The sequence below is a fragment of the Marinilabilia salmonicolor JCM 21150 genome, assembly GCF_000259075.1.
GTDB classification, from domain to species: Bacteria; Bacteroidota; Bacteroidia; order Bacteroidales; family Marinilabiliaceae; genus Marinilabilia; species Marinilabilia salmonicolor.
Genome location: NZ_AJKI01000018.1, coordinates 24,862 through 51,474, shown reverse-complemented (window position 1 = coordinate 51,474; position 26,613 = coordinate 24,862). Strand labels below are relative to the sequence as shown.

General features: G+C 41.6%; 30 protein-coding genes. 21 read left to right on the top strand and 9 right to left on the bottom strand.

The annotated features are described in order from the left end of the window. From W7W_RS0110805 to W7W_RS23790, 4 genes are all read left to right on the top strand, one after another. Positions 1-1,203 (top strand): Lcl C-terminal domain-containing protein (locus W7W_RS0110805; protein ID WP_010663780.1); only part of this gene is annotated, 1,203 nt, incomplete at its 5' end. A 244-nt stretch (positions 1,204-1,447) separates the two neighbouring features. Next, positions 1,448-3,022 (top strand): carboxylesterase/lipase family protein, encoded by a 1,575-nt coding sequence (locus tag W7W_RS0110800; RefSeq protein ID WP_010663779.1) that lies wholly within the window; start codon positions 1,448-1,450, stop codon positions 3,020-3,022. Positions 3,023-3,055: 33 nt separating this feature from the next. Then, complete coding sequence (locus W7W_RS0110795) at positions 3,056-3,382, top strand: DMT family transporter (protein ID WP_010663778.1); 327 nt, start codon at positions 3,056-3,058, stop codon at positions 3,380-3,382. 3 nt (positions 3,383-3,385) lie between these two features. Further along, positions 3,386-4,039, top strand: a complete 654-nt coding sequence (locus W7W_RS23790) for a GNAT family N-acetyltransferase (protein ID WP_010663777.1) — start codon at positions 3,386-3,388, stop codon at positions 4,037-4,039. Between the two features lie 127 nt (positions 4,040-4,166). Here the strand turns inward: W7W_RS23790 and rsgA are convergent, their stop codons facing one another. From rsgA to W7W_RS0110775, 3 genes are all read right to left on the bottom strand, one after another. Beyond that, positions 4,167-5,222 carry a ribosome small subunit-dependent GTPase A gene (gene rsgA, locus W7W_RS0110785; RefSeq protein ID WP_010663776.1) on the bottom strand — a complete coding sequence of 352 codons (1,056 nt, stop codon included), beginning with the start codon at positions 5,220-5,222 and terminating at the stop codon, positions 4,167-4,169. Between the two features lie 288 nt (positions 5,223-5,510). Then, the gene (locus W7W_RS0110780; RefSeq protein WP_010663775.1) at positions 5,511-6,593 is read right to left on the bottom strand and encodes an SGNH/GDSL hydrolase family protein; all 1,083 of its coding nucleotides are present in this window, start codon (positions 6,591-6,593) and stop codon (positions 5,511-5,513) included. 107 nt (positions 6,594-6,700) lie between these two features. Continuing rightward, a complete protein-coding gene (locus tag W7W_RS0110775; protein ID WP_010663774.1) occupies positions 6,701-7,894 on the bottom strand; it encodes a M24 family metallopeptidase in 1,194 nt (397 codons plus the stop codon). Between the two features lie 227 nt (positions 7,895-8,121). Between W7W_RS0110775 and W7W_RS0110770 the strand changes: the two genes are divergently transcribed. Both W7W_RS0110770 and W7W_RS0110765 read left to right on the top strand, forming a co-directional pair. Continuing rightward, positions 8,122-8,565, top strand: coding sequence for a GNAT family N-acetyltransferase (locus W7W_RS0110770; protein WP_010663773.1), 444 nt, complete (start codon positions 8,122-8,124; stop codon positions 8,563-8,565). Between the two features lie 38 nt (positions 8,566-8,603). After that, positions 8,604-9,128, top strand: a complete 525-nt coding sequence (locus W7W_RS0110765; protein WP_010663772.1) for a macro domain-containing protein — start codon at positions 8,604-8,606, stop codon at positions 9,126-9,128. Positions 9,129-9,196: 68 nt separating this feature from the next. Here W7W_RS0110765 and W7W_RS23500 read toward each other — a convergent pair whose 3' ends face one another. Both W7W_RS23500 and W7W_RS0110755 read right to left on the bottom strand, forming a co-directional pair. Then, complete coding sequence (locus W7W_RS23500) at positions 9,197-9,478, bottom strand: T9SS type A sorting domain-containing protein (RefSeq protein ID WP_157202468.1); 282 nt, start codon at positions 9,476-9,478, stop codon at positions 9,197-9,199. Positions 9,479-9,665: 187 nt separating this feature from the next. Beyond that, a complete protein-coding gene (locus tag W7W_RS0110755; RefSeq protein WP_010663770.1) occupies positions 9,666-12,170 on the bottom strand; it encodes a glycoside hydrolase family 9 protein in 2,505 nt (834 codons plus the stop codon). Between the two features lie 64 nt (positions 12,171-12,234). Here W7W_RS0110755 and W7W_RS23495 point away from each other — a divergent pair, with 64 nt between their 5' ends. Then, a complete protein-coding gene (locus tag W7W_RS23495; RefSeq protein ID WP_157202467.1) occupies positions 12,235-12,405 on the top strand; it encodes a hypothetical protein in 171 nt (56 codons plus the stop codon). 74 nt (positions 12,406-12,479) lie between these two features. Further along, complete coding sequence (locus tag W7W_RS0110745; RefSeq protein WP_010663769.1) at positions 12,480-12,764, top strand: hypothetical protein; 285 nt, start codon at positions 12,480-12,482, stop codon at positions 12,762-12,764. Positions 12,765-12,810: 46 nt separating this feature from the next. Here W7W_RS0110745 and W7W_RS0110740 read toward each other — a convergent pair whose 3' ends face one another. Both W7W_RS0110740 and W7W_RS24060 read right to left on the bottom strand, forming a co-directional pair. Then, entirely contained in the window at positions 12,811-13,359 is a 549-nt protein-coding gene (locus W7W_RS0110740; RefSeq protein WP_010663768.1) for a CIA30 family protein, read from the bottom strand. A gap of 1 nt (position 13,360) precedes the next feature. Then, complete coding sequence (locus W7W_RS24060; protein WP_010663767.1) at positions 13,361-13,540, bottom strand: Lacal_2735 family protein; 180 nt, start codon at positions 13,538-13,540, stop codon at positions 13,361-13,363. A gap of 341 nt (positions 13,541-13,881) precedes the next feature. Here W7W_RS24060 and W7W_RS0110730 point away from each other — a divergent pair, with 341 nt between their 5' ends. From W7W_RS0110730 to W7W_RS0110690, 9 genes are all read left to right on the top strand, one after another. Then, a complete protein-coding gene (locus W7W_RS0110730; RefSeq protein WP_010663766.1) occupies positions 13,882-14,889 on the top strand; it encodes a metal-dependent hydrolase in 1,008 nt (335 codons plus the stop codon). Between the two features lie 43 nt (positions 14,890-14,932). Next, complete coding sequence (locus W7W_RS0110725; RefSeq protein WP_010663765.1) at positions 14,933-15,874, top strand: sensor histidine kinase; 942 nt, start codon at positions 14,933-14,935, stop codon at positions 15,872-15,874. After that, positions 15,871-16,503, top strand: coding sequence for a response regulator transcription factor (locus tag W7W_RS0110720; protein ID WP_010663764.1), 633 nt, complete (start codon positions 15,871-15,873; stop codon positions 16,501-16,503). The genes W7W_RS0110725 and W7W_RS0110720 overlap by 4 nt, the downstream gene beginning before the upstream one ends. Positions 16,504-16,611: 108 nt before the next feature. After that, positions 16,612-17,433 (top strand): ATP-binding cassette domain-containing protein, encoded by an 822-nt coding sequence (locus W7W_RS0110715; protein WP_010663763.1) that lies wholly within the window; start codon positions 16,612-16,614, stop codon positions 17,431-17,433. 16 nt (positions 17,434-17,449) lie between these two features. Beyond that, entirely contained in the window at positions 17,450-18,178 is a 729-nt protein-coding gene (locus W7W_RS0110710; RefSeq protein ID WP_234408975.1) for a GTP-binding protein, read from the top strand. 10 nt (positions 18,179-18,188) lie between these two features. After that, the gene (locus W7W_RS0110705) at positions 18,189-18,866 is read left to right on the top strand and encodes a (Fe-S)-binding protein (protein WP_051536320.1); all 678 of its coding nucleotides are present in this window, start codon (positions 18,189-18,191) and stop codon (positions 18,864-18,866) included. Between the two features lie 11 nt (positions 18,867-18,877). Further along, complete coding sequence (locus W7W_RS0110700; protein ID WP_010663760.1) at positions 18,878-19,903, top strand: inorganic phosphate transporter; 1,026 nt, start codon at positions 18,878-18,880, stop codon at positions 19,901-19,903. An 84-nt stretch (positions 19,904-19,987) separates the two neighbouring features. Then, complete coding sequence (locus W7W_RS0110695) at positions 19,988-20,497, top strand: RNA polymerase sigma factor (protein WP_010663759.1); 510 nt, start codon at positions 19,988-19,990, stop codon at positions 20,495-20,497. Between the two features lies 1 nt (position 20,498). Next, positions 20,499-21,098: a hypothetical protein gene (locus W7W_RS0110690; RefSeq protein ID WP_010663758.1), complete on the top strand. Its 600-nt coding sequence runs from the start codon at positions 20,499-20,501 to the stop codon at positions 21,096-21,098. Between the two features lie 431 nt (positions 21,099-21,529). On the opposite strand, the gene W7W_RS0110685 is transcribed toward W7W_RS0110690, so the two are convergent. Both W7W_RS0110685 and W7W_RS0110680 read right to left on the bottom strand, forming a co-directional pair. Then, positions 21,530-21,979: a hypothetical protein gene (locus W7W_RS0110685; RefSeq protein ID WP_010663757.1), complete on the bottom strand. Its 450-nt coding sequence runs from the start codon at positions 21,977-21,979 to the stop codon at positions 21,530-21,532. 85 nt (positions 21,980-22,064) lie between these two features. Continuing rightward, positions 22,065-23,255: an App1 family protein gene (locus W7W_RS0110680; RefSeq protein WP_010663756.1), complete on the bottom strand. Its 1,191-nt coding sequence runs from the start codon at positions 23,253-23,255 to the stop codon at positions 22,065-22,067. A gap of 83 nt (positions 23,256-23,338) precedes the next feature. On the opposite strand from W7W_RS0110680, the gene W7W_RS0110675 reads away from it, so the two are divergent. The 4 genes from W7W_RS0110675 (at position 23,339) to W7W_RS0110660 (ending at position 26,592) form a co-directional block, all read left to right on the top strand. Next, positions 23,339-24,262 carry a diacylglycerol/lipid kinase family protein gene (locus tag W7W_RS0110675; RefSeq protein ID WP_010663755.1) on the top strand — a complete coding sequence of 308 codons (924 nt, stop codon included), beginning with the start codon at positions 23,339-23,341 and terminating at the stop codon, positions 24,260-24,262. 209 nt (positions 24,263-24,471) lie between these two features. Continuing rightward, on the top strand, positions 24,472-25,488 hold the full coding sequence (locus W7W_RS0110670) for a sodium:calcium antiporter (RefSeq protein ID WP_010663754.1): 1,017 nt from the start codon (positions 24,472-24,474) through the stop codon (positions 25,486-25,488). A 46-nt stretch (positions 25,489-25,534) separates the two neighbouring features. Beyond that, a complete protein-coding gene (otsB, locus tag W7W_RS0110665; RefSeq protein ID WP_010663753.1) occupies positions 25,535-26,326 on the top strand; it encodes a trehalose-phosphatase in 792 nt (263 codons plus the stop codon). A gap of 68 nt (positions 26,327-26,394) precedes the next feature. Next, a complete protein-coding gene (locus W7W_RS0110660) occupies positions 26,395-26,592 on the top strand; it encodes a hypothetical protein (protein WP_010663752.1) in 198 nt (65 codons plus the stop codon). The last annotated feature ends 21 nt before the right edge of the window (positions 26,593-26,613 follow it).

Below are 26,613 nucleotides of genomic sequence, written 5' to 3'. Positions count from 1 at the left end.
GCCGGTACCCCCGGGCTGGGAAAATTTCTTACTTTTACATTACGTGGGAGGCCGAGGGCTTACGCTCAAACCTTAACTTTTCCTATTGTGGGTACAAACCAAACGAAGTTTTATAACAATCGAGTGGAAATTGAAGCGCCAGGTCCTAATGATCCATTTTACGGTCAGGATGCAACATACGCCGATTCCGGCACAAGTTATACCGATAATGGTGACGGAACAATTACTGATAACATTACTGGATTGATGTGGGTTAAAGCACGTGGTTCAAAAATGACGTGGGACGAAGCGGTAGCAGGTGCAAGCAAAAACAACACTGCCGGTTATGACGACTGGCGTATGCCAAGCATTCAGGAATTGTATTCCCTGTTTCTGTTTAGCGGCCAAAATGGCTCCAGCGTTTATTCAACAGAGGGCTATACTCCGTATATTGACACTGCTTTTTTTGAATTCGAATATGGCAGTGGTATTGGCAGAGAAAGGGTAATGGAATGTCAGGACTGGTCGGGAACGGAATACGTGAGTACAACGCAACACAATCAGCCAACCGTATTTGGTGTTAACTTTGCCGACGGACGTAGCAAAGGCTACAAAAAATACCTTCCACCTACCTGGACTGAACTGAACGATGCCCTTTATGTTCGCTATGTCCGTGGCAATGCTGAATATGGCAAGAACAATTTTATGAACAACAACGATGGCACCATTTCCGATTTGGCAACAGGACTAATGTGGTCAGAAGAGGACAGTAAAAAAGGCATGAATTGGAAAGAAGCGTTGGCTTGGGTTCAAGAAAAAAATTCTGAAAATTTCCTCGGCCATAACAACTGGCGACTTCCAAACATAAAAGAATTGCACAGCATAGTAGATTATACCTGTTCACCTGAGAAAACATCTTCTGCAGCAATACATACAGATTATTTTAAGTGTAGTACAATAATAAATGAAGCAAATCAGGAAGATTATCCTTATTACTGGACAGGAACAGTTTTAGTTGCTGGTGGACCAACCAGAGAAGCATGTTATATCCCATTTGGCAGAGCCATGGCAAAAATGGATGGTGTTTGGCAAGATGTTCATGGAGCCGGATCACAAAAATCAGATGTTATGATAGGCGACCCAGCCGACTACCCCAAAGGACACGGCCCTCAGGGTGATGCTGTACGCATATATAATTATGTGAGGTTAGTAAGAGATATTTAATAAACCAAGCTTATTCTGTTGAAAAGAATATTTATAGAATAACGAAAACCTCATGATTGATAAAAAAATAAACGGAGCAATAATATTACAACCATGATATCCAGAGCACACTGAGTATTTCGCTATACCTCTCTTATACGCTCAAGGTGATAAAGCGATAGTGCAACCTTACATCTCAAATAACACCATTATTTATTCTTCAGAAACCTGATAAACAAATATGAATTAAATATTATTACAGTCTATGAAACAACTAAAAACCCTTTTTTCCTGCTGCTTAATAGTATTAGGACTTTCCTTTTCAGGTTGTAACCAGAAAACAGACCAAAGCCGTGAACCAATTGCCAGAACCTCGTTTGGGGATGTATCCGGCACGTTTAGTGATAGTGTTTTTTCTTTTAAGGGAATACCCTATGCCAAAGCCGAAAGATTTATGCCACCACAAAATCCTGACTCCTGGGATGAAGTTCTTAAATGTGAAGATTTTGGTCCCGTAGCCAAACAAAAAGTGGCCTGGATTCCCGACTCGACGATGGACGAAAAAAAATTATTTAACGTCAATGTCTGGACACAAGGAATAAATGATAACGAAAAACGTCCGGTAATGATATGGTTACACGGCGGAGGATTCCATGTAGGCAGCAGCAACGACCCCATGACCTACGGACAAGCTTTAGCAAAAAAAGGGGATGTTGTTATGGTATCTGTAAATCACAGATTAAATATCCTTGGCTTTCTTGATTTGTCGGTTTATGGTAATAAGTATGCTCAATCAGCGAATGCAGGCATGTTGGATATTGTAAAAGCCCTTGAATGGGTGAAAAATAATATAGAGAACTTTGGTGGAAATCCTTCCGATGTAACCATCGTGGGAGAGTCAGGAGGCGGTGGTAAAGTTGGCACTCTCATGTGTATGCCGGCTGCAAAAGGGTTATTTCACAAAGCAATTATTCAAAGTGGAACCCTGCTCAATACAATGACAAAAGAAAAGTCACAAATACTGGGTAGTGAAGTTCTGGAAAATTTAGGAATTACTGCAGATAATATTAACAATCTGGATACCATCAGTTATACAAGCCTGGTAAAAGCAGGAAATGAAGCAATCAAAAAAATATCCGGACCGAGAAAACCAGGATCACCAACAATGTTTGGTTTTGCCCCCTCTGTTGATGGAGACGTGTTACTCCAACAGCCTTTCAGTCCGGGATTTGCAGATATTTCAAAAAACATTCCTTTAATGATGGGTACAACATTGAATGAACTGATACCTGTAGCTTATGCTGAAAAGGACCTGACAATGGAACAGGCAAAAGAACGATTAGCTGAAAAATATGGTAACAAAACCGAACATTTCATCGAATTGTTTGCAAAAACATATCCGGAATATACACCACAGGATCTTCTTTCTCTTGATACTGTTTTCAGACCATATACCATAATAACTGCTGATGCAAGAGCAAACCATGCAAACGCACCGGTTTATACTTACTTTTTGGCATGGAAAAGTCCTGTTGACAATGCAACCAAGGGCTCATTTCACGGGTTGGATATTCCACTGGCATTCAACAATGTTGATCTGAGGCCTGACTGGACCGGAAATTCAGAAGAAGCATGGGAGTTAGCTGACAAAATGAGTTCTGCCTGGCTTAACTTTGCAAAAACAGGCAATCCCAATGTGAAAGGTGTGCTGCCAACCTGGGATCCTTATACCCCGAAAAATGGTGCTACAATGTATTTTGACAATGAATGCAGAATTGTCAATAACCACGATCGTGAATTAATGGATTTCATTAAAACACCGGCCATCAAGCGAAATTAAGGCCAGATACAACAACAAATATCCCCCCTGAAAATGAATTGGGTAATACTTACTATAGCAGGATTTTTCGAAGTAGCCTTTGCATTCTGTTTGGGAAAAGCCAAAGAATCCACCGGCAATGAGATGTATTTATGGTATGCAGGATTTTTTGTAGCCCTGAGCTTGAGTATGGGACTACTAATAAAAGCAACCCAGACGTTGCCAATCGGAACAGCCTATGCCGTATGGACAGGAATTGGTGCAGTTGGAACCGTTTTGGTCGGAATTTTTGTATTTAAAGAACCCACAACCTTTTTACGATTGTTTTTTTTAACAACGCTGATTCTGTCATTAGTGGGTTTGAAAGCTGTTTCAAATTAATAAATGAAATACACGAATGCTCTTACAAGTCTGGGGGCAGTCTGGATGAATAATACACTCTATTTCCACCCACCTCAGACCCGGCATGGTCTCTATCCTTATCCCGACGATATGCGTCACGGTTTGTATTCTGTCACCAAAAGCTTGGCGGGTGCTCTGGCGCTCTTGTATTTCGAAGAACAATATGAAGATGATGTATTCAGTGCCCTGATTACGGACTATGTTCAGACACTTGCTAATCATGCCGGCTGGCAAGAGGTTACTTTCTCTCATACGCTTAATATGGTTACCGGAACCATTGGTTGCGAAGATGACGAGCATTTATTCAGCACACTTATCCTCGCCGAAACGGCAAAAGATGCGATCAATAACATTGCCAGGCTCGGCGACGCCCCTCCCTGGGGAAAACTGAATGATAAAGCCCTTTATATTCATTCATTAGTAGTTTCTGAAAAGTACACAGGGAGAGGCATTGGAAAGAAAATACTTCAACCCATTGAAGCGGATGCACGGCAAACAGGATACAAATATCTGAGACTCGACTCGGATTCAAAAAACCCAAAACTTTGTTATTACTACGAAAAACAAGGCTTCGAAAAAGTGGGAATAAAGTCTTTACCCCTTTCAACCTACAATCTTTATCAAAAAAAGCTATAAAACAAACGTCGGAGAATAAAAGACAATACATTATCAATCTCACTCCTTTACATTCAATGATAGAATATAATACAATTCTGGCAGCAGCGAACATCAAATCCCGCTACTGCCAAAAAATCAGTCATCATCAATACTTTGATGATTTCTTTTTCACTTCCTTCACCATTTTAGCAAATGTTTTTCCCTGCCTTCTTTTTTCATACACCGAAGTAGTAAAATGTCGGGCTTCCTTCCGCAATTTGAGGTAATTTTCATAAACACCTCTGTCGAGCAGCCCCTGCTCCACTGCTTCAATTACGGCACAACCTTCTTCGTAAAGATGCTGACAGTCTTTAAATCTGCATTTCCCTTCGAAACGGGAGAAATCCATCACTTCATTCAGTGAAGCGGTATCATCATTGGTTACCCCAAAAACTTTAATTCCAGGAGTATCGATCAAAATCCCACCGCCTTCCATCAGCACCATTTCGCGACGTGTGGAAGTGTGGCGCCCCTTGCCGGTAGATGAACTAATTGTGGCAGTTTTGAACACCTCCTTCCCGCATAAAGCATTTATGAGGGTACTTTTCCCAACCCCGCTGGACCCGGTAAATACAACTGTTTCTCCGGACTGAATATTTGCACGAAGGGCTTCAATACTATCAGAATCATGAATGCTGGTGTAAAGCACAGGCACTTTACCTGCAATATGTGTCAGCCCCTTTTCAACCTTTTCCTTGTCAAATGCCAAATCGGATTTGGTAAGGATCAACGCCGGCTGAACCTTCTCACCGGTAAGCTGAAGCATAAAACGTTCAATTCTTCTCACGTTGAAATTATCATCAAGACTCTGAACAATAAAGGCTTTATCAACATATGCGGCAATAGGCTGTTTTTCCGAAACAGCTCCGCTTTTCAGCCGAAAAAGTGTTTTTGCCCGGGGTAAGAGATCCATAATCAACCCCTTTCCTTCATCAACTGGCTGAAACAACACCCAGTCGCCGGTGCATGGGTATTCTGAAGAATCTCGCCCAAACAGCATATTCCCCGTTAATTCGCAGGAAAAAAATCCCCGCTCTGAAACTACTTCATAGCGGGTTTTATGCGTGACAGAAATACGTCCGTGAAGAAAGTTTTTAAATTCAGAAGCCTCCTTTTGTTCTTGCAAAGCCGGAGTCCATCCATAATATTGCAGATTATTCATGATGTTTAAATAAAAAATGGTTTCAACCTGGTTCCCGTTATTTCCAGATAAGAAAATAACTGAAAAAGTAAATACATAACAATAACTCCGACAGGAAAATGCCTGAGTTTTCAGAGGAATAACCTATAGTCAAGGCTACAGGTTATTTACTTCACCAAATCCATTTTTGTTTTAAACATACATATCAGATTACATCTACAAAGGTAAATAATTCAGACAAAAACATAAAGGAATCTTTTTCATGCCACTAAATCTGAATAACCTATTTCCATTGTAAAACCCCAAAACTTACCACTTCATAAGGTCTCTTAGATAAACTGATAGTTCCTGAGCAATTTCAGTATGTTGGGTTAAATCGGGATGATCATCGCAACCATTGTTGTAACTTCTGGAAAAGAAAAAAGTATGAACATTTGAATCCCCCTGATCATGCAAAGAGTTGCGAACAGAAGTGAGATAGTTCTTTAATACAGCGGTCAGTTCCTCATTGCCCATAGGACTTGTAAGCAATACTATTTCAGCATCAGGATAGTGCATCCTGAGAGTTTGAACAAATTCCACATAACGGGAACAAAACGCCGTGGAATCCTGAATACCATCATTCTGGCCCAAAGCCACCGTCACCACATCAGGCTGGTAACGCGAGAAGTCCCACTGGTATTTGTTATCGCGCATATTCAACTTATCATAAACATCGGGCATCACAATATCCATATCACAGCAACTGTGCATCAATCCGATTCCGGAAACTGATGACAACATCCACTGAGTATCGAGCATCCGTGCAGTGACGGGGCCATAGCTCATATAAGCATTATGCTGGTCATGCCATTCACCTTCACCACATGGAATCTCAGAAACATCGCTTCCTGTTCCGCAGGTAATGGAATTGCCATAAAATTCAATTTTTCGTTCAGGTAGAGCTTCCGGCTCTATCAACTTTTCACAATGGAGTCCAACAAATTCCAGATATCCAATCCCTGATTCTGTACTCTTACTGATGACAAGATGATGCAGCCCCTCTCCCATAGCATCTATCTTTATCACATTGTTTTTCCCCGTTAACTTTATCCGCCGAACCGGCTGATTATCGACTTGCAGGGAAACATAATTATGATTACTTCCAGACAACACCTCATCATTGAGTTCTATCAGGCAGGAATCTCCTTCGAAACGGGCCTGTATATAAACTCCGGGGGCCCAGAATCGGGGAAACTCAGGATTGGAAAAATCGATCCGCCCCGTATATTGAAAATGGGGATGGTCTGCTGAAAAGAATTTTGCTTGAGAATGGGAACAACTTCCCAGGATGGGAGCAACCAACACCAACGTTAAAACCAATATCAAAGAATCAAAACTGTAAGTTTTCATAGCTGTAGTATCAAAAATAAACCTTCAAAACAAGCAAAAATTTGAAAATTACAGTCTCTTTAAATACTTCAAAAGCCTCTACAAATCAATCAATCTCTGATATTTTCTTACTCAACCATGATCAACCCCGGATGATCTCCTGTGATGCAACGCCCCCCATCGGGTGTAACAACAAAAGTATTTTCTATCCCTACCATCCCCACACCTTCGATTCCTTTTTTGGGCTCCACGGCAAATACCATATTTTCTTCCAGCGGATCTTTGAACCCTTTGGCCAGCACAGGAAGTTCGTCCACAGTGAGGCCAATGCCGTGCCCCAGAAACTTCACGTAACGATCGCCAAAACCCATAAAATTCTCTTTGAAATCCGGGCTGAGACCATCCATTATGGTTTCATAGATATTTTCCGGAATATTGCCGGGTTTCAACATCGAAGCCACCTGGTGTTGAATATCTACACACTGTTTATGAATGTTCTGAACATCTTCCGGGAGCGGCTTCCCAAACATATAGGTCATGGTTTTATCCGAGTGATAACCATTCACCCCCATTCCCATATCCACAAATACCAGATCACCCTTCTGAAGTTTTCGCTTTCTGCTGCCCAGGCCCGGAACAGCGGCATTCAATCCGCGATTTCCTCCTGGGCCGTCGAAATTGGTGGGATACAACGAACTCTCCCCAAACCCCAGTTGGGCAACCACAATTTCTGTATCAAACATGGAAAAACGGGCGGTCCCCTGATGCCCTTCCAGGACCATCAGCCGGTAAAGTTCACCGGAGAGATCAGCCTCAGTCATTCCTTCTTTCAGAATATTGGGAACCAGATTTTCAAGCACCCGCTGGTGAATGGCTCCCGCTTTTTCCATAAAACTCAATTCCAAATCACTCTTCACAGCTCTGGTCATTGACACCTGCAAATCGAGGGACTGAAACCGTTCAAAAGGAAAATGTTTGCGAATGCGGTTAAACATTGCCAGAGGCACAAATTCTGCCTCCAGATATACCTCTTTGGGAGTCTGAGGGTAAACAGCAGCAGCATCCCTGTAGCTACCCATGAGGCGGATATCAGGAAATTCTGATTCTTTGGATGTCCGCTCAAAACTCTTTCTAACCCATAAAGTAGCCTCCCCGTCCCGGGGAATAATCAACATCCCGTCGGGCATTGATCCTGTGAAATACAAAAGATTGATTTTACTAAAGATAATTCCCATCTCCCATTCCGGATTTTGGGCATTCATTATTTCACGAAAACGAACAAGTCGCCGATTGAGCTCTGAAGCGGGGATAATAGATTCCATAAAAATATTTTTTGATAATGCTGTTCCCAAATTAAACTATATGGGATGGCATATAAATACGATTCATTTTATCATTCAATTAGCCAAAATTAAAGAAAAACGATAAATTAGGAGTGTTTCCTTATCTTTAATTGTGGTTTTAGAACATAGAAGGAAGATTCCCAATTCCTCCATTACGAATAATCTGCTGTTGGTTGGTGTTTGATTTGAATAAAAAACATACAATAATGAAAATAGAAAAAATCCCCAGCAACAAGAAGCAACACATTGACTTACTGCTCTTAGCAGACGAGTCTGAAGATATGATAGACCGATATCTGGAAAGGGGCGATATGTTTGCATTATACGACCAGGATTTAAAGACAGTTTGTGTTGTTGCAGCAATTGACGAAGCAACCTGCGAACTGAAAAATATAGCAACCTATGAAAAGTATCAGAGGAAAGGATATGCAAAAGCGTTGATAAACTTCATCTCACATTACTACAAAGACAGCTTTGAAACGATGCTTGTCGGAACAGGGGATACTCCGGCAATCCTGTCGTTTTATGAAAGTTGCGGATTTGAAAAGTCTCACATTATTGTAAATTTTTTTACTGATAATTATGACCATCCAATGTTTGAAGACGAGGTACAGCTTATTGATATGGTCTATTTGAAGAAAATATTATAGCAAAATAAAAGATTTCTAAGAACTAAAAGCACAAGACAATGAAAAAGACAATTGCCAACACAACGATCGAAATCGGCCGGGGAGACATCGCCTCCCAACCGGATATGCAAGCCATTGTCAATGCAGCAAACGCACAGTTATTGAATGGAGGAGGTGTGGCAGGAGCCATTCACCGGGCTGCCGGTCCCGGACTGGAAAAAGAGTGCAAACCCATGGGCCCCATTCAACCGGGAGAAGCGGTAATTTCGGGGGGACACAATCTTCCGAATAAATACGTTATTCACTGCCTGGGCCCCGTTTACGGAAAGGACAAACCTGAGGATAAATTGCTGGCTGATTGTTACAGAAATGCATTGCAGCTGGCGGATAAAAAAGAAATTGAATCCATCGCATTTCCGGCTATTTCGACCGGTATTTTTGGTTACCCCACCAAAGATGCAGCCAGGGTGGCGCTCGAAACGATTATCAATACCATTCCGGGACTCAAATATTTGAAAACTGTTCGGATAGTCCTGTTTGGCCGGGAAGATTTTGAAATATGGAAAAATGCATTGGACGAATAAAAACTAAAAAAGGGCCGCCCGGTTCAAACCGGTGCAGCCCTTTTATTCACACACAATCAAAAAACTTCTTACTTTCTTAATTTTTTTACCTGTCCAACTATAGTACCATTGGCCAGTTGAATAAAGTATATCCCTGAGGGCAGAGCATCAAAGGACACCCGTGAATAATCTCTGAAGCTTCCACCGGCTTCTCTATTTCCGTTGGTATCATAAACCCTGTAAGTTGTTTCAGAACCTTCAAATTCAGCTATCTCTGATATTTGCAGCTCATCTCCCACAGGATTGGGCCAGGCATTGTAATAACGGGAAGTATCCTGAGCAGACCCAAAAACAGGTGTAGAATCGCTCACCACTACCAGAACAGAACAATACGCAAAAATAACATTTTTAACCGATGTACGACAATCCTGGCTGCATGAGGAAGAAAATATTTTATGAAATACGTTCTTTTTTAGACAGACGTAAATAAACCGGTAAAAAAACAAAACCCCGTCAAAACAAGAGGCCTTGACGGGGGAGCTTAACATCCTTACAGAATTACTCTTGCAACAACTCCTGCACTGCATTGGCCAGATAAATATACGCCCCGCCAACAGTAATAACATATTCATTCTCCCCCCACAAGAATGGCCAGTCTTCTTTGTTTTCCGGGAAATCGGGATCAAGAATCAATACCCCAGGTACAATACCCCCGGGAATGTAGGAAAAATCGGCCCGGTTCATTCCATAAGCCACCTTTTTTGTATGGAGTCCAACACCTGACACAAAAGAAATATCAGAATCGGGGTGACAGCCCAATATATAATTCAACGCCTTGAAAACATATTCTCTATCCATAACATCAGGAAATGCTTTGTAAAGCATATAATTGGTAATTCCAAAGCCAACAATAGTTCCGTTTCCGGCCCATCCGCCTTCGGTGATTGGCACGCCAAATGGATTTTGTTGCTGAAGAACCTGCAGTTCCTTAACGTAAGTTTCAGTTCTCTGTCTCACTTTAGCAACAAAAGCATCATCCATATAGTCGAGTGCCGGCAAAAGCGTAGAAGCAAGAAAAGCAAAACCTTTACTCACTTCGGGCCACAGCTCCTCTATTCTTTGAGCATATTTATCATTGCCTGTAGCAATCAAAAGTTGGGTTGCTGCGCGAAGTTCTTCAAGAATCATAGGGCCACCGGTTGTATTTCCCACATAGAAAATATCCGGTTCTTTGGACTGTTCAAGATTCCAAACCCCGATGGCAGTTTCGAGACACTCCTGAGCAAATTCGGGATTATACGTTTTCAAGGCCCTTGAAGATGCAGCCAGAGCCGCAGCACTACCATAATTAAGTGGAGTGGACTTGCTGGTAAATGCCCAGCGGTCATCAAAGGTTCCACTGTAAGGATAATCTAATTCCATGCTGTCCAGGGCAGGGTTGAAAATAAGATTATCGGTCATTGTAAGACCATCGCCCAAATGAGTATATTGCGACAAATCGGAAACAATAATCCCGGGAATGGCGTGTCCCACAGCCCGATGTTGGGCCAGCAGTCCGATGGCACCATGTTCAATCTGCTGAAGAATGTCATTTTTACCATCCGAATGATGCAAGTCCACATAGCGGTTTTCCTGTTCGACGAGCGTTTCATCGCGGTATATCTGAAAATCTTCCCAGGCACTAACAAGGTGCAAAACAGTATAATATTGCGACTGTGTCCGAATATCATAATCACCTGCATCATACCAGCCCCCCACATTTAATCCGGGAATATGCTCCCCCGGTTGATACTGAGTATTGGTTGTTGGCCCCTGGGCATACAAATCGAAATGCTCATGGTTGACGGGAGCCTGAAGGGCATCATCCAGATGCGAAGCCCCATGCCATACACGATAAGCCTCATTCACCAGCACATGATCCATTTGTACGGGAATAAAAACATCCAGAGTCGGATGCCAGATGTTATCATAAACATTTTCCCCTATTCGCAACGGGCGACTCTCCCACTCCCCATACCTGACTGTATAAATGCCAGGCTCTTTAACCTCTGAAAAATCAAAAGTCCCGTACTTATAGCGCTGATAAAAGCCCCAGCGGGCCACCTCCCCGTTATAAACGCTGGTTTTCCTTCCATTTTCATCAATCTTGTACAATGAAGCTTCGGTAAGAAAATCAGCATTCTTGTCAAGTTCTATCACAGCCTTTTTCTGTTGAGACGGATGATATCCTACCTGCGAAAAACTGATTACCGGGTCACGCATCCAGTTTTCCACTCCCGAAACATCCATTTTCCATTCAATTACTCTCCCGGTTTTTCCTGAAGGGATGATGCTTCGCAACACCAACCAGCCATTCTGGGCTTTGTTCCGGCCATCAAAAAACATCAGTTCATTCTCCGATTCAATGGCAATTCTGCGAAAGTCATCTTCAGGGGCAAATACCATTTTATGCCCTGTAGCAAGTGCTTCCGGCTCTATTTGTCCCAAGTCATTTTTTATGGTAGGCCCTGAAGGATAATGAGGAATAATCCCCGGCGTCCCATCCATCAGATAAGTCTTTTCGAAATAGGCTGAAGGCAGAAACTCCAGGTTGAATCCCGCTTTTCCTTCCAGATACTCAGGCAAAGGTTTGTCAAGGTGAACACTGATAATGATGTCATCGCCCGAAGGTTCTGTTTGAATCATATAACCAAAATCAGGATACTCAAGCCAGGCTTTCACTATGTTATTGACCAGGTCAACCTCTTTTCGGTTAAATTTGGGAATGGGATCCCACTGTTCGGGGGTACGATTCAACCGTACATCCCCATTGGTAACAGTTCGTTTGCCATGGTGAATAATTTCAATGCCACTCATTTTGGAATCACTGAAATTCTCATTGTACCAGTTGGTAAACATCAGCACATTGACTCCCGGCATTTCGTAGTAGGCAGAATCATTCAATTCCATATTGTTCTGTTCTGCCCTGGTGTTTATAAAAAAAGAACTCAAAAGAGTTACAATCAAAAAATTCCGGAGCATGGAGGGCAGGCGGCTATTGTTTGTTGTGGTCAATTTGGTCATAGCTTCTGATTTTTTGTTTATCCAAATATAACGAATTATTTTTATCCCAAATCATAGATCCTTAATGCCAACAACCATTTCTTTGGCCGGTTTAGCCCTGTTCATTTTCCCCCTGGGATTTATTTTGTGGGAGGAAATCTCCGCCCCATTGGGTGAGATCAATCCGTTTATGATTGTTTTTATGGTAATGTATGGAGATATCCCCGCACTGATTGAAACGCTTATTTTTATTTAGTATATCCCCGCTCCAAAACCAAATTTATTTTTCCTTTACTGACCGTCATCCTCTACCTCCTTCTGCTTCCGTTCATGTGGAGCATCCATTCACAAAAAGAGAAACTGCTCCTTGCCAGACATGAAGAGACAATCGAAGAAATTGCAACAGCCCTGCTTCAGGATAAGACAGGAACCATAGAGGCCAATGAGATACTTCAAAAGAAAGCAATTCACCTATCGGTAAATTGCATTCCAAAAGAAAATGAACATGTTCTCTTTCTTTTCGGAGGAATGGTCAACAATTGCTATAGAATTGCCTCATCGATTACCGGAAGTCAGCCCTCTGAAACCTGCAATGCGCTGTCATTGGAAACGTAGTAAAGCAATCTCAATATTTTAACCAAACACCAAATAATAATAACAATTACCGATAAAACTTAATCCAATCCAAAACAAGCACAAACTCTCCCACTTGTTTATCTGAAATTAAAACCCCCATTTGGGTAATATCATTTGATTTCAGTGCAGGCTTGTTTTTAAGCGTATTCCCTCTGAAAGTGGCTTCAAAGTCCTCAAATGGTATTTTAAATTCTTCCCACTCCTCATCTGAAGTCTTAATTTTGAATTGATATGCATACCCATCACCTTCTTCATGCGTTCTGAAACGGATTCCATACACTTTCCCGTCTCCTTTAGCCCGAACAACAACACCCTTAAAATTGTATTTCAAATCAGAAAATTCTATAGAAGTTCGAGCCGAAGCAAAACCACCATTATTGGCCAAAGAAACCTTTCCCTTAAAGGTCATAAAACCTCCAGGGTTGTGATGGATTTGGCTCTCTGATAAGCCGCCCATTACGCCATCATTAACAATCTGCCAATTCCCTGAGTTTTCAGGTGAATCGAAGTCGAATAATGTAGTCTCTCCATTTGTCAATATAAGTCCCATAATTACTACAAGTAAAATTTTCATATCATCCACATTGGTCGGCTTTCAGTAGCTCAATATCCCTCAAAACTAGATTCGCTTCAGCGGTCTTCTCATCACTGGCTTTACGGTTAATCGTCGATAATTTATAGGCTTCATTTAGCAACCGCTGGTATTTCTTATTCAATACTTCAATTTTTGATTTTCTCTTGAACAAATTAAACATAGTATGGAGTTTAAAAAAGTTATTATTCCGTTAACACATACAAAACACCGCATTCTCACCAGTCGCTTCGTTGTTACATCTGCTAGAAAAACATCAGTGCAATTAACAAAAAAACAGATTGTCTAATATTTATCTGTCAGTCATTAAACAAACACCGCAATGTAAAGGTTTATTTGATGAAGCAAATAATAATAGATCGTTAGATTATTAGAAATTAGAGGTTGAACAAATCGTATAACATTGACAATATGAATTTTACAAAAACCCTCATTTCAATTTAAAGATTTAACTTCCAATATTTTGAAATAATTTCACGGACTATTGAAATAAAAACATACACTATGGATTTAGTCACTCAAACGGCCCTTGGAGCTGCGGTAGGAGAAGTTGTTCTGGGTAGAAAAGCAGGAAATAAAGCCATCATGTGGGGTGCGGTTGGAGGGCTAATTCCCGATTTGGATGTATTGGTCTCACCTTTCTTCAGTGAAGTAGACGGACTATTTGTCCATCGAGGTTTCAGCCATAGCTTAATTTTTGCTTTTCTTATAGCGCCCCTGCTGGGATGGCTGATCCATCGTATCCATCAAAAGAAAATGAACATCAGTTGGCGGGAATGGACCGGGTTGATATTCTGGGCTGTCTTTACGCATCCTCTATTAGACTATTTCACCACTTATGGTACAGGTGCTTTACTTCCTTTTCACAACTACAGAGTTGAATTCTCTACCATTGCCATTGTAGATATTTTCTATACTTTGCCATTTGTATTGGTGCTTCTGGTCATTCCGTTCCTCAATCGGACTGCTCTAATCAGGAGAAAGCTCATATTGGGTATGTTTTCAATCACTTCACTCTATTTGGCAGGAACCGTTGTGAACAAACAACATGTAAATAATGTATTTGAAAAAGCTTTTTCCCAAAATCAAATATCTTATGACCGATATAGAACGTCTCCGTTGCCGTTAACCAACTTTCTCTGGATGGGACTTGCAGAAAATGATTCGGGGTTTCACATCGCACTGTATTCAAATTTTGATGATCACATACCTGATGATTTTATTTTTGTTCCCCGCAACAGAGCGTTGCTGGATGAATATTCAGGCAACGAGGAATTAAACCAGTTAATTCAATTTACCAAAGGCTATTACCATGTAAACAGAGACCATAACGGACTCTGGTTGGCAGACCTTCGCTTTGGAAAAATGGGCATAAATGAAGACAGCCAATTTGTATTTAAATTCTATCTGAAAAACAAGAGTGGAAACCTGAAAATACAACAATCAAGAGAGCCCGGGTCCATTGAAGAAAATGTCTTGTCAAACTATATAGATAGAATAAAGGGGACATAAAATCCGGAAAAATCCATAATATTGCAATAGAAAACGCATTGTTATGATTATTCAGATAGCCCTGATCTCCTCAGTCATCCTTCAGTTTGGCGCCTTTTTCAATACGCTGAAATTAATTCGGCGTACCAAATTCAATGTTTCCTGGATCACCATCTCCATTGCCTTTTTCCTGATGGCCGTCAGACGGCTAAGCGAATTTGCCATGTTTGCGAACAATGACTCGCCCGCGACTACAGATTACTTCGACAGCTGGATGGCAGTTCTCATCTCCCTTTTGATGTTTGTGGCATCCTTCTACATTCGCCGTATTTTCAATCTGCAATCACAAATAGACAATATGCGCAAAGAAAATGAAGCGCGCGTACTATCAGCCATCATTGCTACCGAAGAAAAAGAGCGTAAGTCGTTCGCCCGGGAATTACACGACGGACTGGGCCCAGTATTGTCGTCCGTAAAAATGGCATTCTCGGCTATCGACCTCAAAGCAACAGGAGCAAAAAACCGGCAAATCATTGAAAAAACGGAATTTTCTGTTGATCATGCCATTCTTACAGTCAGGGAAATATCCAATCATCTGAGTCCTCACCTGCTCGAGAAATTTGGCCTGAAAAAAGCCATCCAGACCTTTTATGAAGCCATCTCTCAGCCGGAAAAACCCATAATAAAATTCTTTTCCGATCCCGACCATATAGAAATCCCTTACAATATTGAAGTCATACTCTACCGCATCATCAGTGAGCTTATCAACAACACGCTGAAACATGCAAAAGCGTACAACATTGAAATATCCCTTTTCATCTATTCCGGACAATTGGATTTGCATTATTCCGATGACGGAAAAGGTTATGAGCCATCCGCGATCCAAAATAAAAAGGGCACCGGCTTGTCTAATATTCACTCAAGAATCAAGTCCCTGGGGGGGAAAATGGAAATTCACACCAAAAGTAACCGGGGATTCTTCCTCAAAACCAACATTCCGTTATGAAAATTTTTATCGTTGACGACCATCAGCTTTTTCGTGAAGGACTAAAATTTCTGCTCTCGGGTTGGGATTTGGTGGAAGACATTTTTGAAGCAGAAGACGGAGACCGTTTTCTAAAAGACCTTGATTCTTGCCAACCAGATGTAATTTTGATGGATATTGAGATGCCAGGAGCTAATGGCATTGATGCAACCGCTGCGTGTCTCGAAAAATATCCCGATATGAAAGTCATTGCCCTATCCATGTATGGCAATGAGAATTATTACACCGGAATGATTGATGCCGGAGCCAAAGGTTTTTTGCTAAAAAACTCCCGTTTTGAAGATGTGCAACGCGCCATAACAGAGGTAATCAGCGGCAATAACTATTTCTCGCCCGAGATACTTAATGGCATTGTTCGCAACCTCAACAAAAGAAAGAACGACCCAAAAAACAGTGAACTTACATCACGCGAGATTGAAGTATTGTACAATATATGCAAAGGTCTGTCGAATCAGGAAATTGCAAACAATCTCAATCTCAGCAAGCGAACAGTGGACAAACACCGTGAAAACATTCTGCTGAAAACTCAATCGGGAAATACCGCTCAAATGGTGGTATATGCCATAAAAAACAAGCTTTTCGAAATTTGATTTCTTCTCGATACGTTTTAAGACGTATCTGAGAATTACGACTTAGGACTGTTTTACAACTTCAACAAAGGCCGCAATTTTGTTCTGTAATTTTTATTCACAATAATTATGGTCAAAATTGAGTGCATCTCCCTGATCGGCGGAATTGATAAATCCGGAAATCCGGAAAACATCACCTCTCTGGACATCCGAAAGGGTGAAATCATTGGCATCGTTGGCCCAACAGGGAGTGGAAAAAGTCAGCTGATCGCAGATATTGAGCAATTATCCCAAAAAGACAGTTCTACCCGACGTCAGATTCTGGTCAACGGGAAGGTTCCCTCCCCTGCCCTGCGGAACGATCCCCGGCAAAAAATGGTAGCTCAGTTGTCGCAAAACATGAATTTTCTTGCAGACATGGAAGTCAGGGATTTTCTGCGTCTTCATGCCCGATGCAGAGGGAAAGACCAGATTTCTACAGATGAGATTATACAAAAAGCCAACCAGCTCACCGGAGAGCCGATCAAACCTAACGACAACCTGACGATCCTGAGTGGCGGCCAAACACGTGCACTCATGGTGGCCGATGTAGCGGTCATCAGTGAGTCTCCCATCGTACTCATCGATGAGATAGAAAACGCGGGGATAAAAAAGCATGAGGCCCTGGAATTGCTCTCCGGACATAACAAACTGATAATGATTGTAACCCATGACCCGGTGATGGCTCTCAGCGCAAAAAAACGAATCATTATGAAAAACGGAGGCATGAGCACCCTTTTGGAAGCAACACCTGAAGAAAACATAGTTTCAGAGCAGCTCACCGGTATTGATGCAACCATTCTTCAGTTACGAGAATTGCTGCGTAATGGAAAACACATCAGGGAAACTGACCTCCATAACTTACCGCAAAGCCTGTTGTGCAAAGAAGAAAATGCATCCCTCACCTTATAATTACTGAACAGATCAAATGAGCAATCAACAAAATATCAACTCTCTGCCATTGATAATCATCGCCGGAACTCCCGGGGCAGGGAAAACTTCTATACTGGTACACACCATCAGAATTTTAAAATCAGCCAACAGACGTCCGGCACTGGTTAAAATCGATTGTCTTGCCACGGACGACGACATTCGCTTTGCAAAATTGGGTCTACCTGTGCTGGTAGGTTTGTCGCGCGATATGTGTCCCGACCATTACTCGATTTACAATTTGGACGAAATGAAGGAATTTGCACAAAAAAATCATGCGGACTCACTGATTATGGAAACCGCCGGTTTGTGTCACCGGTGTGCTCCATACACCGAAAACTGTCTGGGAGTATGTGTCATTGATTCCACCAGCGGGCCCAATAATCCAGGCAAAGCAGGTCCGTTCCTCAGCTGCGCCGATATTGTGGTAGTTACCAAGGGCGACATGATTTCGCAGGCCGAACGGGAGATATTCCGCGAAAGAATTCTGGAAGCCAACCCCAGGTGTTATATTGTTGACGTGAATGGACTCAACGGGCAGGGAGCTGCAGAGCTGGCTCAGAAATTCCAGTCCTTCAAAGCAGGTTCTTCCGGAGAGGACAAGCTTCGACACAATGCTCCCTTTGCGGTTTGTACCCTTTGTATCGGAGAACAACGAGTTGATAAAAAATTCCATCGCGGTCTGTTAAGAAACATGAACGGTTGTGAACAGTATGTTGGAGAATAAATCAGATATCATGTTGGAGAGAATCAAAAACCTGCTCCCGGGATTCAATTGCGGAAATTGTGGCTACACCCAATGCGATGATTTTGCCAGATCCCTTATCAATAAAACCGAAAATCCTTCGCAATGTCCGGTTCTGTTAAGACCAAGCTATTCCGCTGACAAAAAGGCCATAGAAGAGATGCTCAGTAAAGAACCGGCATTTCATCCGGTAAAAATAATTTCCGGTGTTATTGATCACTACCTTGCAGACATAATACTGCATCCTCTAAAGAATGAGAAAAGCTGCCGTGAAACGCTGCTTCCATTCTCATCTGTCAAAGTAGAACCGGACGATGTAATTCGTTACCGCCCCCTGGGATGCCCCATAACACACATCGCCAGAGTTATAGACACAGAACACAATCTGATTACCATTGTAATAATCGGACCCCAAACCACCAGAAGTACCGATGCCACAGAAATTTTAGATCTGGGAATTTGTATGGTACTGGCTTTTCAGGGAACTTATGAAGGAAGATCGCTGAAAGTGGGTGAAACCATCCGTTTTCTGCCTCATCACTGCATGATGCAAAAAGTACATAGCGGCGTGGTGGTGAATCTCGAAAACGGAAATGTTCGCATTGAAATCATTGACCTCAAAGTATGGAGCATGCCGGAGAAATCCGGTTACATCAACAGACACAACTAAATTCAAAAACTATGCTTATTCCTTTTTTGATTCCATTTGTTATAGCTATGTTTCTGGCCATCAACATGGGCGGCAGTGGCACTGCTCCTTCTTTCTCGGCAGCATATGGAGCTAACCTCATCCGCAAAGCCGCAGTTCCCGGCTTGTTTGGCATCATGGTTTTTCTGGGAGCTATCATCGGTGGCCAGGAGACCGCTAAAACCATGGGAAAGGGACTGTTGGCCGAAGAAATGATGACCTTTACAATAGTGTCAATCATCCTTGCATCAGTAGCCATTGCCCTGCTCATTGCTAACCTGTTCGGCATTCCACAATCCACAAGTCAGGCAACTGTGCTTGCTGTTGTAGCCCCTGCAGTCTATTTCGACTCCCTCAACACCAACAAATTGTTTTTCGAAATCATTCCCACCTGGCTCATCATGCCATTCATCGCTTTCTTTCTGGCATTGTTGATCGGTAAATATATCTACAAACCCATTCGCCGAAAAGGCTATACCATATCCAAAAAGGTTAATGACAATTTCCTGTTAAAGGGGCTTATCGTATTCATGTCGATGTATGTGGCCTTCTCCATCGGCACCAACAATGTAGCCAATGCAGCCGGTCCCATAGCTATCATGTCAGTTAATGAATTAAACATCAGCGACGCTCACTTTCTGCAGGTTCTGATTCTGGCCACTCTTATTATCGCCCCCAGTTTTGGAATAGGAAGTTCTGTTTTTGGTCATAAGATCCTCCGAAACACAGGAAAGGAGATTGTACTGTTTGGACGCATTGAAGCCGTCTTTATTGCGTTTATTTCTGCAACGCTGCTTCTTTTAGCATCAGTAGTCAAAGGCATTCCCACTTCTTTAGTTCAACTAAATGTGGGAGCCATTCTTGGCATTGGCGTGGCCAAACTGGGATTTAAAAATATCTTTAGAAAAACTGAAGTCAACCGTTTTTTCATCATGTGGCTGATCGCTCCGCTAATCTCTTTTTTCATTTCTTTACTGCTTGTTTACCTGGCGGATATTCAAGGCATTATTTATCTGTGACTCCTTATTCCCAAAAAAATAATTCCTGATGTGACATTTTTGTTTTACTTGCGAATATATAGGTAAACAAAAAACATTGTCGCCTTGAAAACATCACAAAGACAGGAAAAAGAATTTGCTTCCTTTCTGGAAAAATACAAAAGGCTGATATCAAAAGTATCAGGAATTTATTGTCACAATCCGGAGGAACGCAAAGACCTGATTCAGGAAATCATCATTCAACTGTGGAGAGCTTATCCCAAATATGACAAAAAATTCTCTCCGGCTACCTGGACCTATCGCATCGCCTTCAATGTAAGCATCTCACACTTAAGGAAAAGAACCTCTCGAAGCAGAATTCGGGAAGCTTACAAAAACGAGATGGAATGGCTCGATTTTGCCCCCCCTCCCCATGATGAAAGACTGGAGAAACTTTACCATTTCATCGATCTGTTGAAACCTATGGACAAAGCCATCATCATGCTTTACTTGGAAGAGTACGCAAACAAGGAGATCGCCAGAATAACCGGGCTTTCTGTCAGCAACATTTCCACACGCAAACTGAGAATTAAAGAGACACTCAGAACCTATTTTGAAAAGGAAAAAACACACTAAAATGGAATTCAAAGAACTTAGTCAGATATGGCAAAATGCCGACACCCAACAAGACAATGCCATACAAATCAACCATCAGCTTATCAGGGAAGTCGGGTTCAGAAAAATCAGATCGAATCTGGGAGAAATAAAGTGGACATCGGTAACCGAGATCGTGATAGAATTGATCTTTTCTTTCTTCCTGGTCGCTTTTTATGTGAACCATCTCACTATGCCTGCCTTTTTTATTCCGACAGCCATGCTGTTCGGCCTCATGATCTTCAACCTGGTATTCGAATCTTACCGGCTGCATCTCTATTACAGCATTCGCAACGAACTGCCCTTGCTTGACACCCAAAAAAAACTGACACGCATAAAAAAGCTGGAAATATTTGACACTTACAGTCTGCTGGCCATCATTCCGGTATTTTCATTGCCAATGATTATCGTGCTGGCCAAAGGGCTTGTCAACTGGAACCTTTACCAATACGGCACCGACTGGATGATTGGCTTTTTTATCGGAAGCATCGTTGCTGCTGCGGTACTGGTAATTTTGCTTCGTCTTTTTCCCAATAAAAAACTGAGAGAAGCCATGGCTTTTGTGGAATCATTGCAGGAGTAACTTACTCACAATCTGAATATTGAAATTTACAAAAAACAATATCGCCCTTCACATTTCCTGCAACCCTTTGCTTATAAATATGCATCTCATCCTTAGAGATAAAAATCCTCTAAAAGTGAGATGTCTGATCTAAACCTGCCTTATACATAAAACAGGTTAAGCACAAACAGGCTGAAAGCTGAAAACCTGAGTGCAATAAACCTGGGAATAGAGTCATCCCCTTCCCCTCTCTTTATTGGCCGCAATGCGACCAATAAAGAGAGGGGAAGATTGTTTTATTACAATTTTACTGGGGCGTTGCCCCAGCCTATTGCTTAAAGACCTTCGGCCTTTTAAAAACACAACAACATCACTTTGTCAAAACAACATTATATATTCCTTAAAAAGGAAAAAGCGCTGCTTTTAGGAGGACTGCTTAATTCCCAAATAAACTATTCAAAGAAAGTCTCAATTTCCTTCTGAACAGCTTTAAAATTCTCTTCAATTTTTGCCCTGGCTTTTTTCCATTCTTCTTCGGTTTTATCATCCAGTTCCTGCAGTTTGTTTTCCAGATTATCGGCTTCCTGCTCAAGGTCATGCAGTTTGTTTTTCAGGGTATTTTCGTCCGCACTTCCTGCAATTTTCTGCTTGAGGTCTTCGGCTTTCCGATTTATGTCATCCAAAACCTCGTTGGCCGAAGATCTAAAGTCGTCCTTTTCAGCTTTAAACAAATCTGAAATGGCAGCACCCACTTCGTTTAACTCCTCTTGGAGGTCCTCATAATTCTCTTCAACGGCATCGGATACCTTCTTCTCATCCTGTTTCTTTTGGGTTGAATTACATGACAGGAATCCCAACCCCATTGTTGCAACAACGGCAAAAAGGAACAATTTTTTAGTCATAACGTTAGTTTTTAAGGTTAAAATGTAATATTAATTATCCTTATACAAACCCTCCCGCAATCAAAAAGTTCATATAATTAATTAATTAATTATCAGCAATTACCTGTTCATTCCCACTATAAAAAGAATCGGTAAAAGAAAAATTGTGGTCCTCCTCCAACTGCCTGGCAATGTCGGGCATGGATGAGGGTGCAATAAAACCATTCATCAGGGCATGACGGGCCGCGTCTTCGGTATTATCAATCAGCAACATGGGGATATTTAATTTTTCCATTTCACGTGCGATTTCTAATGTTTGCCTGTTTTTATGGGCCTTCCCGATGCAGCGAATATAGACTGCTTTTACCCTTCCCGGGCATTCTCTGGCAGCTTGCAGATAAAGCGAAGGATCCCTCTGGCCACTGTCGCCAATCAAAACAAAATCCAACTTAGAAAAAAAAGAAAATAAAAAGCGTATTTTTTCCAGTTTGTGTTCATGATTTCCGCCTCCTGATTTCCAAAATTGAAAAATACTGTGTTCAAGCTCCTGCAACATTAAGGGACCAGCAGGAATGTTCCGAAATTCAAAAAAGTCAACAAGCAAATCATATAGATTCCATTCACTACTGGAAACATAAAAAACCGGATTAAAATGCCGCTGTCCATCGATACCTTTACGAAGCGCTCTGTAAAAAGCGCCCACGCCTTCAAACGGAACACGCGTACGGGCATTCTTAAAAAGCATGAGTTTCAGTTTCTTTAATGTTTTGGTAGAATGCGATACCATAACAGTATCATCGATATCAGAAACAACACCAAATGAGAGCTTCTCCGACACCACCAATACCTGTCCTTCGGCATTTATTTCACCCTGGTCCTCAACCACCTCATCCAACAATTCAAAGTGTACCTCCTCAAAATGATTATCCGGTGAAATCGGCTCATCGAACCTGAAAGAACAATGAAAGATTCCCAATTCATTGGTCTCTACAATTTCATACTTTCCAAGAAAACTTACTTTAACCCTCACTCCGCCAATTTCATCACTCACATAACGCTTAAACATGGCCAGCATATTACTCCTTAACGATTGTCCCGGTCTGGGTTTTTCGAGTCCTTTATCCTCCATCACGTTGCCGGAAATAAAAACATCCCGGCCATTGCTAAACCCCATATAAGGTTCAATAGTGGGAATGCCTAACCAGCAAAGACGCTTTTTTATCAACAAGCGGGCACGTCTGAAAGGGCTACCGGCCTTTCTAAGGATGTAACGGAAAGTTTTGGTTATTATGGGCATATGAAGATTTGTTTTTTTATATTTAAAGAATAGTAAGAGATAATTGTTTACTCAAAGTTAACTATTACCTTCAATGAAACGACATGAGCAGTTCTGAAAATCGAAATATTCTATTCATCATCAACCCAATTTCAGGAAGCAATCAAAAGAATGATGTACAAGGAGGAATTACCCGGTTTTGTAAAAATCATTCCCTTCCAGCCTCCTTTTTGGAAACAACAGGAAAGAATGATGAGGAAAGAATAACTGAAGCCATTGACAAAAAATCTCCGGAGACAGTTGTGGCCGTAGGAGGAGATGGGACCGTAAATCTGGTGGCATCAGTCCTTTTAAATACCAAAATAAAATTGGGTATCATTCCCACTGGTTCCGCCAACGGAATGGCATTTGAACTAAATATCCCCACCAATTTCGATCAGGCTTTGTCTGTCATTGCGCGGGATGCCTCCCGTATCATAGATCTCCTGAAAATCAATAAAAAGCATTTGGCAATTCATTTAAGCGACTTGGGCATGAATGCACGAATTATCAAACGTTTCGATCAGGAGAAAATAAGAGGTCTTTATGGGTATGCACGCCAATTTTTTAAGGAATTAAAATCACCGTCACATTTTAAATGCATTGTTGATTGCGAAGGAAAAAAAAGACGAAAATACAAAGCGGTAATGCTGGTCATGACCAATACTCACTTCTTTGGAACCGGAGCGGTGGTAAATCCAACAGGTAAAATTGACGACGGAAAATTTGAAATAGTAGTAATTAAACCATACCCCTGGTACTATATATTCCATATGTTTTTGGCTTTTTTCACAGGTAACATTCATCGCCTCAGACACATCCGAACGATCTCGTGCCGACACGCAAAAATAAAAATACAACCTGCTCAGGATCTTCAGGTAGATGGTGAACCGGTAGGAGAACTCAAACAGTTGGAAGTTGAAGCACTCCCCTCGGCCATCAATATTATTTACAACCACCAGGAAAATCATTTCTTTGTGAAAACTTAATTTTTTTAAGCACCTAACCTGAACTATTCATAAATTATCTATTACAATGTCCAACTACCGGCTAAATACAGGCGTCCTCAATAAAATTGACTTGAAAATAAATTTTTATTCCCTTCATCAATTTTCGTTGCGGTTGTCCGAATTTATTGGCATTTGAACATCTCATGACGAAAACTTATGAATAGACCAGGCTAAAAATTACTTGTTCCATGGAATTACAGACTTCCATTGTTCTCTTTATTGTTTCCACCATCATCATTGGAATAGCAGGAACTATGCTTGCAAAAGAGGCTGACCGTCTGGCAGATATTACAGGATTAGGAGAAGCCTTATTTGGAGCTGTTTTTCTGGGAGGCATAACCTCTCTTCCCGGAATTATCACATCCGTTGTAGCGGCTTACAACGGGCATCCTCAGCTCGCCATCAGCAATGCCATAGGCGGAATTGCTGCTCAAACCCTGTTTCTGTCGATTGCAGACATCTCTTATCGAAAAATAAACCTGGAACACGCTGCAGCATCATTTGCCAATCTCATGCAGGGCGTTTTACTGTTGGGACTACTTGCACTTATCCTTTTAGGGATTTCAGGGCCTGACACTACTTTTTTTCATATCCATCCCATCTCTTTTCTATTGATTCTTTTTTATATTCTGGGCACCAAAATGATTAGTAAAGCCAAAGATTACCCGATGTGGCTTCCCAGAATGACAAGGCAGACAGTTGAGGACGTTCCCGACAAAGAAAACATTCAACCCAGATATCCATATCTTATTTACATTAAGTTTATTGTCCTGGCTGCAATCGTGACGGTTGCCGGATATTTTGTAGCACGCACAGGTATGGTAATTTCCGATAAAACAAATCTTTCCGAAGGGTTTGTTGGCATGTTACTTACGGCCATTGCCACCTCATTACCCGAACTGGTGGTATCCATTGCTGCAGTACGGCAGAAAGCCCTAACCCTTGCAGTGGGTAATATTATCGGGGGCAACAGCTTCGACATTCTCTTTGTAGCATTTGCCGACATAGCTTACAACGACGGCAGCATTCTACATGCAGTATCTCAAAATCAGATATTCATTATTTCATTGACAATGCTACTGACTGCGACTCTAATCCTGGGTTTACTTCACCGCGAAAAGCAGGGAATCGGAAAAATTGGCTGGGAAAGCCTTCTTATTATTGTATTTTATCTGGCCGGCAACCTTTGGTTGTTTTTTGCATAAATTTTTTATATTTGAGAGAATCATAAAACTGAAACAATAAAATACCATGACACAGACAAATCCAAAGCCGGTTTTTGGCGACCAAAATGATTTTTTCGAAGAAGTAAAAAGCAGAAAACCTGCCCTGTTTTTAGACTATGACGGAACACTGACCCCAATTGTCAGTCGCCCGGAAGATGCCCAAATTAGCGGTGAAATGAAAGAGCTGCTGTCTCAACTGGCAGAAAAATACACTGTTGCTGTGATTACCGGCCGCGATATGGATGATGTAAAAAAACTCGTAGGGCTTAACAATCTGGTTTATGCCGGAAGTCACGGATTCAGAATTTCCGGACCCGACGGACTTTACAAAGAGCATGAAAAATCTTCCGTTTTACTTCCTGAACTGAACATCATAGAAAAAGAATTGATGGAGCTTCAGAAGAAATACAAGGGAGTTCAGATTGACCGGAAACGTTATGCCATCGGTGTTCATTACCGAAATGCCAAAGATGAAGAAATTGAGGATATTCTTACAGATTTCGAAGAGGTATTGACCAAAAACCCCGGATACAAGAAAGGAACCGGCAAAAAAATAGTGGAAATAAAGCCTGATTTGGACTGGCACAAAGGAAAAGCAGTGTTGTGGATTTTACAAGAACTGGGTCTGGCGGCAGACGATTCCGTTATTCCGATTTACATAGGTGACGATGACACTGATGAAGATGCTTTCGAAGCCCTGGAAACTGATGGGATTGGCATCGGCATTATGGTTGAGCACAATGGTAATCCAACACACGCTTCCTATACCCTGAATGATGTGGATGAAGTCGCAGAGTTATTTAAGAAGCTATTGTAGTTTATCAGGCAGCAGTTGGAGAGGCAGAAGGCAGAAGTAAAACAATTTTCTAATATCCTGAGAAAGAAATGCAAAAAGTCCGTTATTCATTATTGATTTTCGGTACCATTATTCTGATTGCCGATGTGGCCTCGGTTAATTTCAACAACCTCAGTTCATCCGGGAACTGGCTCAATTATCTTATTTTTATTGCGATGACCGCAACTTTAGTTTCTATAATTCAGTCGATTCGTTCAGCAAAAAAATCGGAAAACAAGAATTCCTGAAGTTTATCCAAAAATATCACC